Annotated in this window: 8 protein-coding genes; all 8 read left to right on the top strand. The window is 67.0% G+C overall.

Annotation, left to right across the window (positions count from 1 at the left end):
* On the top strand, nt 1-1,325 hold a 1,325-nt coding region (locus JNK84_RS10185), incomplete at its 5' end, for a serine/threonine-protein kinase (RefSeq protein WP_293423681.1).
* Nucleotides 1,326-1,495: 170 nt separating this feature from the next.
* Nucleotides 1,496-2,737 carry an OmpA family protein gene (locus tag JNK84_RS10180; protein WP_293423679.1) on the top strand — a complete coding sequence of 414 codons (1,242 nt, stop codon included), beginning with the start codon at nt 1,496-1,498 and terminating at the stop codon, nt 2,735-2,737.
* 360 nt (nt 2,738-3,097) lie between these two features.
* A complete protein-coding gene (urtA, locus tag JNK84_RS10175; protein WP_293423677.1) occupies nt 3,098-4,393 on the top strand; it encodes an urea ABC transporter substrate-binding protein in 1,296 nt (431 codons plus the stop codon).
* 137 nt (nt 4,394-4,530) lie between these two features.
* Nucleotides 4,531-6,084 (top strand): urea ABC transporter permease subunit UrtB, encoded by a 1,554-nt coding sequence (urtB, locus tag JNK84_RS10170; protein ID WP_293423693.1) that lies wholly within the window; start codon nt 4,531-4,533, stop codon nt 6,082-6,084.
* Nucleotides 6,084-7,226 (top strand): urea ABC transporter permease subunit UrtC, encoded by a 1,143-nt coding sequence (gene urtC, locus JNK84_RS10165; protein WP_293423691.1) that lies wholly within the window; start codon nt 6,084-6,086, stop codon nt 7,224-7,226. The genes urtB and urtC overlap by 1 nt, the downstream gene beginning before the upstream one ends.
* Before the next feature lie 30 nt (nt 7,227-7,256).
* A complete protein-coding gene (urtD, locus tag JNK84_RS10160; protein WP_293423689.1) occupies nt 7,257-8,045 on the top strand; it encodes an urea ABC transporter ATP-binding protein UrtD in 789 nt (262 codons plus the stop codon).
* 3 nt (nt 8,046-8,048) lie between these two features.
* Nucleotides 8,049-8,744: an urea ABC transporter ATP-binding subunit UrtE gene (gene urtE, locus JNK84_RS10155; RefSeq protein ID WP_293423675.1), complete on the top strand. Its 696-nt coding sequence runs from the start codon at nt 8,049-8,051 to the stop codon at nt 8,742-8,744.
* Nucleotides 8,745-8,829: 85 nt separating this feature from the next.
* Nucleotides 8,830-10,431 (top strand): gamma-glutamyltransferase family protein, encoded by a 1,602-nt coding sequence (locus JNK84_RS10150; RefSeq protein WP_293423673.1) that lies wholly within the window; start codon nt 8,830-8,832, stop codon nt 10,429-10,431.
* Nucleotides 10,432-10,435: the final 4 nt, after the last annotated feature.

The raw sequence follows: 10,435 nt of genomic DNA, 5'->3' as shown, positions 1-10,435 counted from the left end.
CCCAAGGCGAGATCGACCGCATTGTCGGTCCGCTGTCGGCGGCGCTGGAGATCCTGCACGCCGCCAGCTTCATCCACCGCGACGTGGCCCCCGACAACATCCTCATTCGCGACGACGGCAACCCCGTGCTGATCGACTTCGGCGCCGCCCGGCAGGTGGTGGCCGAGGTCAGCCGCAACCTAACGGGAATCGTCAAGCAAGGGTTTTCGCCGCCCGAGCAGTATGCGCTCGATCAGAAGTTGCAGGGTCCCTGGACGGACATCTACGCGCTAGGCGCGATCCTCTACCTCATGGTCACCGGCAAGAAGCCGCTGCCGGCGCCGGAGCGCCAGCTCGGCATCGAGATGGCCACGGCCGTAGAAGCCGCAGAACCGGGCTATCGCGCGTCATTCCTCGAGGGCATCGACAAGGCGCTGGCGATCCAGCCCGGTGACCGTCCGCAGACGCTCTCGGCGCTGAGGCAGGCGCTGCAGATCTCGGCGACCGACGCAAACGATGTCGCCAAAACGCCGGCTCGCGTTCGGCAGGCGATCCGCTTCCCGCAGTTCGAAGAGCCGGAACCGGAGGCACGCGGCTACCGCTTTGGTTTCGCAGGCCCCGTGATTGCCGGGCTTTTGTTGCTGGCGTTCGTCGGCTGGCAAGCGGCGGGGATTTTCACACGCGACCCCGATGCGGCGGTGAGCACGGTGGAGCTCGATCGGCGACGGGTAGAAACCGAGCGTCAGCGCGTCGAGGCGGAGAAACGCGCACTGGCCGAGAAGCAGGCCGCGGCGGAGCAGCAGCGCGCCGCCGAGCGTGCCGAGGCCGAGCGCCAACGCGCCGAAGCCGAGAAGCACGCGCTAGCCGAGAAACAGGCCGAAGAGGAGCGCCAGCGCGCCGCCGAGCGTGCCGAGGCCGAGCGCCAGCGCGGCGAAGCGGAGAAACGCGCGCTGGCCGAGAAACAGGCCGCGGATGAGCGGCGCCTCGTCGTAGCCGACGTCCGGCGCGAGCTGAACCGGGTAGGTTGCCGCGCCGAAAGCACGGGTCCGGACTGGACCGACGCCGACCAGCGGGCGCTTCAACTGTTCGTCGAGCACAGCGGCGAGAGCCTTTCCATTCCGGCACTCAACCGGGATGTCGTGTCGATCCTGATCCGGTTCCAGCGCCGCGTCTGCCCACTCGAATGCCGGCCAGGCGAGAGTGTCGTCGATGGACAATGCCAGCGGGCGCCCGCCGTGACGGCGCCATCGGCGACCGTGCAATGCCAGCAGATCAACGAGCGCGCGCAGCTCGGCATCCTGACGGAGGAGGATCGCGAGACGCTGCGACGCCTGAATTGTCGATGAATCAGACCACGGATTGCCACCTTGCGGGTGCCGTGCGCACTATGTGCGACCGCTGCTCCGAGGTTTTGGCACCCCGTCGGCGAGGCTCGGCTGGTGCCGAACGGCCGGCCGCCGGGATCGCCGGCATCCAAATCAAAACCTTGATTGACGTCCAACCGACCGAGAGAGGAGTGACGACCGTGTCCCGATTGCCCAAGCACCTGAAATCCACGCTGCCCGCCCTGCTGGCCATACTGGCCTTGCCGCTGGCGGACGCCGCCGCGCAGGCACCACCGCCGGCAGCTCCCGCCGCGCCGGCCGCCGCACCGCCGGCCCTGCCGCCGCCCGTCCCGCTTCGGCAGGCGTTCGAGAAGGCTGCCGGCGACGTGCTGAAGAACGCCGCTGTTCCCGCGGGCACCCGCGTCGACCTGCTGATCGATCCCCTGATCGACGGCAACACGGGGGCGCAGTCCTCGGCGACGCGCTCGCTCGAGGCACAGCTGCGCCAGCTGATCGGCAAGCAGTTCAGCGACAAGTTCGCCGTGCAGCCGTTCTCGGCCGAGAACGTGGCCAAAAACCCCTACCTGTTTATCGGCACGTTCACGCCCATCCATGCGACTGCCCAAGCGGCTGGTCCCAAGGATGCCTACCGCGTGTGCTTCGCCATCCTCGACCTGAAGACCAAGCAGATCGTGTCCAAGGGCTTTGCCCGTGCCACGACCGCCGGCATCAACGCCGTGCCGACACCCGCCTACGCCGACAGCCCCGTGTGGACCAAGGATCCGGCTGTCGACGGCTACATCCGCACCTGCCAGGGCACCAAGGTCGGCGATCCCATCAATCCCAACTATGTCGACAAGACATCGGTGGCGGCCCTGATCGCGGAAGCCATCAAGGCTTACGACGAACGCCGCTATGGCCAGGCACTCGACCTGTATACGCGGGCGCGGGCGCAGCCGGGCGGGGCACAGCTGAGAGTCCTCAATGGCATTTACCTCAGCCAGCTCAAGCTGAACCGGCGCGCGGACGCCAGCAAGGCCCTGGGCGAACTCGTCGATTTCGGACTGAAGAGCGAGAAGCTCGGCATGATGATGCTGTTCACCCGGGGTTCGACCGCGTTCGCACCCTCCGCGATCGCCCGGGCTTATCCGGATTGGATCAAGGCCGTGGCCGAGAAGGCGCAAGCCGGCAACGCCTGCCTTCAACTGGTCGGCCATACCAGCCGCACCGGCACCGAGCCGTTCAACGACCGCCTGTCGGCCTTGCGGTCTGCTGCCATCCGCCAGCGCATGGAGCGGCTGGCGCCAGCACTGGCCAAGAGCCTGCGCTCGAACGGCGTCGGCTGGCGCGAGAACATCGTCGGCACCGGACGCGATGACGCCAGTGACGCGCTCGATCGTCGCGTGGAGTTCAAAGTCGTGAAGTGTGCCTAACGACCCGATCCGTCGCCAACACTGGAAATGCCGGCCGACGCATTGGCCGGCATTTTCCATCTCTCGAGGCGGCGAGCAGAATGGATTGGACGATCAGCTTCACCCGGTTTTGCCGGATTTTCATGCGTGAACTGTCACTGGCGCCTTTTTAATCGGCGCGACAGCAATCGCAGCCTGTTTTTCGTGCACATTTTTGCGCATTCGCCTCGCCCAAACACAAATTGATGTGCCCGCAGATCATAATATCTCGCTATTTCAGACCCTTAAAACCCATCAGCCAAGAGCCAGCCAAATTGGCATGCGGGTTGCTTTTCGTTAACTATCGCCGCGCGCGGCGTCATGTAACCAGGAGACAATTCCATGCACGTCAGTCGTCGCCGAATACTTGCCGGCGCCTCCTTGCTCGCAGCCTCGGCGTTTGCCGGGCCCGCTGCCGCCCAAGACACCATTCGCGTTGGAATCCTGCATTCGCTTTCGGGCACGATGGCCATCAGCGAGACGACGCTGAAGGACGTCATGCTGATGCTGATCGAGGAGCAGAACAAGAAGGGCGGTCTGCTCGGCAAGAAGCTCGAGGCGGTGGTGGTTGATCCCGCGTCGAACTGGCCGCTGTTCGCGGAAAAGGCGCGCGAGCTGATCACGGCGCAGAAGGTCTCCGCCGTCTTCGGTTGCTGGACCTCGGTGTCGCGCAAATCGGTGCTGCCGGTATTCAAGGAGCTGAACTCGATCCTGTTCTATCCCGTGCAGTACGAGGGCGAGGAGTCCGAGCGCAACGTGTTCTACACGGGTGCCGCCCCCAACCAGCAGGCGATCCCCGCCGTCGACTACCTGATGTCGAAGGAAGGCGGCGACGTGAAGCGTTGGGTGCTCGCCGGCACCGACTACGTCTATCCGCGCACGACGAACAAGATCCTCGAGGCCTACCTGCTCTCCAAGGGCATCAAGCCGGAGGACATCTCGATCAACTACACGCCGTTCGGCCATTCCGACTGGCAGACGCGCGTCGCGGCGATCAAGCGCTTCGGCTCGACCGGCGTGAAGACCGCCGTCGTCTCGACGGTCAACGGCGATGCCAACGTTCCCTTCTACAAGGAACTCGGCAATCAGGGCGTGAAGGCCACCGACATCCCGGTCGTCGCCTTCTCGGTCGGCGAGGAAGAACTCGCCGGCATCGACACCAAGCCGCTGGTCGGCCACCTCGCCGCCTGGAACTATTTCCAGTCGATGGACAACCCGACCAACCGCGACTTCATCGCCCGCTGGCGCGCCTTCAAGAACAATCCGCGCGCCGTCACCAACGACCCGATGGAAGCCCATGTCATCGGCTTCGCCATGTGGGTGAAGGCGGTGGAAGCGGCCGGCACGACCGACCCGGTGGCTGTTCGCCGCGCGATGATCGGCATCGCGGTGCCGAACCTCTCGGGCGGCGTCTCGACGATGATGCCGAACCATCACATCACCAAGCCGGTGCTGATCGGCGAGATCCAGGACAACGGCCAGATCTCGACTGTCTGGCAGACCCCCGGAACGGTGGTGGCTCAGGAATGGTCGCCGCATCTCGAAGGCTCGCGCGACCTCATCGCCGACCATCGCGCGCCGATGAACTGCGGCAATTTCAACGTCCGCACCGGTCGCTGCGGCGCGGCTCAGCGCTAGCGAATAGCGGGGCGCGCCTGTCGGCGCGCTCCGCCTCCCAGACCCCTGCATCTTCATTCGCCGTGCTTGCGAGAAGAGGGCCGAGCTTGAACGACACGATCCGACGCCCTCTCATCCTGTTCGCGGCTCTGCTGGCGATGATCGCCGGGCTCGCCGCGCCCGCCTCCGCGCAGGACAATGCCGCGCTGGTCCAGCGCTTCGCCACCGAGAACTTCAACGACATCGCCAATGCGGTGAACGCGCTGGCCTCCTCCGGCTCCGAGCGCGCCAGCCCTGTCATCGAGGCCCTGCGCGACAACCGCCTCGTCTATCGCCAGGGCGACCGCGCCGTCTTCATCCGGCAGGCGGACGGCTCCTTCATCAATGCCGCCACGGGCACGGCCGCTGATGCCGGCACGACCCGTCCGGTCAGGCTCAACAACAATGTCCGCCGCGCCGTCGAGGCGGCGATGGGCGCACTGACCCTCATGCATCCCGATGCCCGACGCCGCGCCGCCGCCGCCGAAGCGGTGTTCAAGTCCCGTGACGCCGGCGCGCTCGCGGCCCTGACGCAGGCGATCGGACAGGAGCGCGACGCCCGCGTGAAGCGCCTGATGGAGGAAGCCCGCGCCGCCATCGCCGTCGCCGACGCCTCCGCGCCCGATGTCGACCGGATCACCGCCATCGGCGTGATCCAGCGCCGGGGAGATCAGGATGCGCTGGCCATGCTCGGCTCGCTGCCGGCCAATACGGCAGCGCCCGTGCGCGAAGCGGCAGAGACCGCCGCCACGGCGATCCGCCGGTCGCTGGCCTTCTGGGAGGCCGGGCAGAACGTCTGGTACGGCCTGTCGCTCGGCTCGGTCCTGCTGCTCGCCGCCATCGGCCTCGCCATCACCTTCGGCGTCATGGGCGTGATCAACATGGCGCATGGCGAGATGGTGATGATCGGCGCCTACACGACCTTCGTCGTGCAGCAGGCCATTCGCGCCATCGCGCCCGGCCTGATGGACGCCTCGCTGTTCGTCGCCCTGCCCATGGCCTTTCTCGTCGCGGGCGCCATCGGCGTGGCGATCGAGCGGCTCATCATCCGCCACCTCTACGGGCGCGCGCTGGAGACGCTGCTCGCGACATGGGGCGTCAGCCTGATCCTCCAGCAGGCCGTGCGCTCCTGGTTCGGCCCGACCAACCGCGAAGTGACGACCCCCTCGTGGATGTCGGGCTCGTTCGAGATCGGCAATCTCGCGATCACCGCCAACCGGCTCGCCATCATCGTCTTCGCGGCGCTGGTCTTCGCGGCGCTGCTGCTGTTCCTGAAGCGCACACCCTTCGGTCTGCAGACGCGGGCGGTGACGCAGAACCGGCGCATGGCGGGCGCCATGGGCATCCGCACCAACTGGGTCGACGCGCTCACCTTCGGCCTCGGCTCGGGGATCGCCGGCCTCGCCGGCGTGGCGCTCAGCCAGATCGACAATGTCTCGCCCAATCTCGGCCAGGGCTACATCATCGACAGTTTCATGGTGGTGGTGTTCGGCGGCGTCGGGAACCTCTGGGGCACGCTGGTCGGCGCCATGACGCTCGGCATCGCCAACAAGTTCCTCGAGCCCTATGCCGGCGCGGTGCTCGGCAAGATCCTGCTGCTCGTCTTCATCATCCTGTTCATCCAGAAGCGACCGAGAGGGCTGTTCGCCCTCAAGGGCCGGGCGGTGGAATGATGCTGACCCGCTTCCTCTTCGAGAAGATCGACCGGGCCGGCTGGATCTTCCTCGTCCTGCTTGGCGTCGCCGCCGTGCTGGTGCCGGTGCTGAACCTCGCCGTGCCGCCGGGCTCGATGTTCCACGTGTCGAACACGGCGGTCGGCCTCTGGGGCAAATACATGACCTATGCGCTCCTCGCGCTCGCGGTCGATCTGGTCTGGGGCTATTGCGGCATCCTCTCGCTCGGCCACGGCGCCTTCTTCGCCCTCGGCGGCTACGCCATGGGCATGTATCTGATGCGCCAGATCGGCCCGCGCGGGGTCTATTCGCACCCCTTCCTGCCGGACTTCATGGTGTTCCTGAACTGGAAGGAGCTGCCCTTCACCTGGTGGGGTTTCTCGTCCTTCCCCTATGCCATGCTGATGGTCGGCCTGGTGCCGGGCCTGCTCGCCTTCGTCTTCGGCTGGTTCGCCTTCCGCTCGCGCGTCACCGGCGTCTATCTGTCGATCATCACGCAGGCGCTGACCTATGCCCTGATGCTCGCCTTCTTCCGCAACGACATGGGCTTCGGCGGCAACAATGGCCTGACCGATTTCAAGGACATTCTCGGCTTCAACATCCAGTCGCAAACGACCCGCGCGGCGCTGTTCTCGCTGTCGGTACTGGCGCTGATGGCCGGCTATCTCGTCGCCCGCGCCATCGTCACCTCCAAGGCCGGCAAGATCCTGATCGCGGTGAGAGACGCCGAGGCGCGCACGCGCTTCCTCGGCTACCGCGTCGAGAACTACAAGCTGTTCGTCTGGACCGTCTCGGCCGTGATGGCGGGCATTGCCGGGGCGCTCTACGTGCCGCAGGTCGGCATCATCAATCCGAGCGAGTTCTCGCCGGCCAATTCCATCGAGACCATCGTCTGGGTCGCGGTCGGCGGACGCGGCACGCTGGTCGGCGCGGCGCTCGGCGCCGGCGTCGTCAACTTCGCCAAGAGCTGGTTCACCGGCGCCTTCCCGCAAGGCTGGCTGTTCGCGCTCGGCGGCCTGTTCGTCTTCGTGACGCTGTTCCTGCCGAAGGGCATAGTCGGCACGTTCACCGAATGGTGGCGCGCGCGGGCGGCGAAACGCGAGCCGCCGGCACCGGTCGCGGCCGAGCAACCCGCGCAATAGGGGCCCGCCATGCTGATCGACCCCATGGACATGCATGTGCCGACCGAGCCGGTGCAGGCCATCGAGCGGCCGCTGGTCGTCACCCAGTCGCTGCTCTATCTCGACGGAGTCTCGGTGAGCTTCGATGGCTTCCGCGCCATCAACAACCTGTCGCTGGTCATCGCGCCCGGCGAGATGCGCGCGATCATCGGCCCGAACGGCGCCGGCAAGACCACGATGATGGACATCATCACAGGCAAGACCAAGCCGGACACCGGCGACGTCATCTTCGACGGCCAGATCGACCTGACCCAGCTCGACGAGACGGCCATCGCCAATCTCGGCATCGGCCGGAAATTCCAGAAGCCGACCGTGTTCGAGAGCCACACGGTCGAGGACAATGTCGAGATGGCCGTGAAGGCCGACCGCACGGTGTTCGGCACGCTGTTTTCGCGCCATTCGGCGGAGATATGGCGGCGCGTGGACGAAATCCTCGGCATCGTCAGGCTCGGCGACCATCGCAGGCGCATGGCCGGCGACCTCTCGCACGGCCAGAAGCAATGGCTGGAGATCGGCATGCTGCTGGCGCAGGACCCGAAGCTCCTGCTGGTCGACGAACCCGCAGCCGGCATGACCGATGTCGAGACCGGGGCTACCGCCGACCTCCTGAAGGACATCGCCAGGACCCATTCGGTGGTGGTGGTCGAGCACGACATGGGCTTCATCCGCGAACTCGGCGTGAAGGTCACCTGCCTGCACGAAGGCTCGGTCCTGTCCGAGGGCACGCTCGACAAGGTGAGTTCCGACGAGCGCGTCATCGAAGTCTATCTGGGGCGCTGAAGCATGCTCGAAGTGAAGAACATCGATCTCCACTACGGCGCGGCCCAGGCCCTGCGCGACGTCTCCATCGTGGTCGAGCCGGGCAAGGTGACCTGCGTGCTCGGCCGCAACGGCGTCGGCAAGACCTCGCTGATGCGGGCGATCATGGGCCATCAGCCGGTCTCCGGCGGCGAGATCCTGTGGGAAGGGCGCGACATCACGCGGATGCCGCCCTTCGAGCGGGCACGGCGCGGCATCGCCTATGTGCCGCAGGGCCGCGAGATTTTCCCGCTGCTGAGCGTGAAGGAGAATCTCGAAACCGGCTTCGCGCCGCTGAAACGGGCGGACCGCTCGATCCCCGGCGATATCTTCTCGCTGTTCCCTGTGCTGAAGGACATGCTCGGGCGCCGTGGCGGCGACCTCTCCGGCGGCCAGCAGCAGCAACTGGCCATCGGCCGCGCGCTGACGACGCGCCCGCGCCTGATCGTGCTGGACGAGCCGACGGAGGGCATCCAGCCCTCGATCATCAAGGATATCGGCCGCGCCATCGACTATCTCAGGCGCAAGGGCGACATCGCCATCCTGCTGGTCGAGCAATATCTCGATTTCGCGGAGGAACTCGGCGACCGCTTCTACGTGATGGAGCGCGGCCGGATCGTGGTTCAGGGCCTGAAGGGCGAGGTGGACCGCGACGCGCTCCACCGGAGCATGGCGATCTGAGGCTTGCGACTCTTCGTGATCGGGGCTTTTGCCCGATACACCCTGTGCGGCGCATCGGCTATCGTGCGGCAACGGGAGTGCATCGATGGCGGACGGACCCTTTTCGCGCGGCGTGGTGGCCGCCCCGCACCAACAAGCGGCGGAAGCAGGCCGGCTGATCCTCGCCGAAGGCGGCAACGCCATCGAGGCGATGATCGCGGCGGCCGCGACGATCGCGGCTGTTTATCCGCACATGACCCATGTCGGCGGTGACGGCTTCTGGCTGATCCGCCAACCGAACGGCCGGGTCCACGGCATCGAGGCCTGCGGGTTCGCCGGCGAGCGCGCGACACTGCGCGCCTATCTCGACAAGGGGCACTACGAGATGCCGACGCGCGGGCCGCTGGCCGCGCTCACCGTGCCCGGCGCCATCGGCGGCTGGCGCCTCGCCAACGCCATGGCCAAGGCGTCAGGCGGCACGCTGCCCCGCACGGTGATGATGGAGCCGGCCATCAAGGCGGCGCGCGAGGGCTACGTCGTGTCGCGTTCGCAGGCGCGCCTCACCCTCGACAAGCTCTACGAGCTGAAGGACTGCCCCGGCTTCGCCGAGACCTTCCTGATGGACGGCAAGCCGCCCGCCGAAGGCGCGATCATGAAGCAGGCTGCGCTCGCCGACACGCTGGAACACCTTGCGCGCAACGGCTTCCAGGACACCTATCGCGGCGACGTCTCGCGCGAGCTGGCGAAGGACCTCGAGGAGATGGGCTCGCCGGTCACGCGCGCCGACCTTCAAGCCTACTACGCCGTGGAACGGGCGCCGCTGCAACTCGCCCACTCGCTGGGCAGCGTCTACAACATGCCACCGCCGACGCAGGGGATCGCCTCGCTGATGATCCTCGGCATCGTCGACCGGCTGGAGGCGATGCACGGCTCCGTGCGCCCGGATACCCCCGCCTTCGTCCACCGGATCGTGGAGGCGACCAAGCGGGCCTTCCTGGTGCGCGACCGCTTCGTCACCGATTTCGACCGACTGAACGGCGATCCGCAGGCCTTCCTCACCGAGCGCGCGCTACAGGCCGAAGCACAGGCCGTCGATATGGGCCGCGCCCTGCCCTGGCCGCAGCGCGGCGCAGCCGGCGACACGATCTGGATGGGCGCGGCGGATTCCGAAGGCCGCGTCGTGTCCTACATCCAGTCGATCTACTGGGAGTTCGGATCGGGCTGCGTGTCGAGGTCGACCGGCTTCCTGATGCAGAACCGCGGCGCGAGCTTCGCTCTCGACCCGAAGGCGCTGAACCCGCTGGAGCCCGGCCGGCGGCCGTTCCATACGCTCAACCCGGCGCTGGCGGAGCTGAGGGACGGGCGCACCTTCGCCTATGGCACGATGGGCGGCGAGGGCCAGCCGCAGACGCAGGCGCAGGTCTTCGAGCGCCACGTGCGTCACGGCGCCTCGCTCGAGGAGGCGCTGGATGCGCCACGCTGGCTGCTCGGCCGCACCTGGGGCTCGTCGGTGACGGGCCTGCGCTTCGAGGACCGCTTCGACGACAGGCTGATCGCGGAACTGTCGCGGATGGACCATCAGGCCGAGACGATCCCGGAGGCTTACTCGGACACGATGGGCCATGCGGGCGGCGTGACGCTGCACGCCGACCGGTCGCTGTCGGGCGCCCACGACCCGCGCGCCGACGGCGGCGCGGCGGGCCTTTGAATTG

The organism is Phreatobacter sp. (genome assembly GCF_016793595.1).
In the GTDB taxonomy this organism is placed as follows: domain Bacteria; phylum Pseudomonadota; class Alphaproteobacteria; order Rhizobiales; family Phreatobacteraceae; genus Phreatobacter.
Note: the sequence above shows the minus strand (reverse complement) of the source record. Positions and strands in the feature narration are given on the sequence as shown.

What these genes read in the sequence shown, in the direction of transcription:
- urtA (WP_293423677.1), top strand. Translation starts at nt 3,098, where the DNA reads ATGCACGTCAGTCGTCGCCGAATACTTGCCGGCGCCTCCTTGCTCGCA.
- urtB (WP_293423693.1), top strand. Translation starts at nt 4,531, where the DNA reads ATGATCGCCGGGCTCGCCGCGCCCGCCTCCGCGCAGGACAATGCCGCG.
- urtC (WP_293423691.1), top strand. Translation starts at nt 6,084, where the DNA reads ATGCTGACCCGCTTCCTCTTCGAGAAGATCGACCGGGCCGGCTGGATC.
- urtD (WP_293423689.1), top strand. Translation starts at nt 7,257, where the DNA reads ATGCATGTGCCGACCGAGCCGGTGCAGGCCATCGAGCGGCCGCTGGTC.
- urtE (WP_293423675.1), top strand. Translation starts at nt 8,049, where the DNA reads ATGCTCGAAGTGAAGAACATCGATCTCCACTACGGCGCGGCCCAGGCC.
- JNK84_RS10150 (WP_293423673.1), top strand. Translation starts at nt 8,830, where the DNA reads ATGGCGGACGGACCCTTTTCGCGCGGCGTGGTGGCCGCCCCGCACCAA.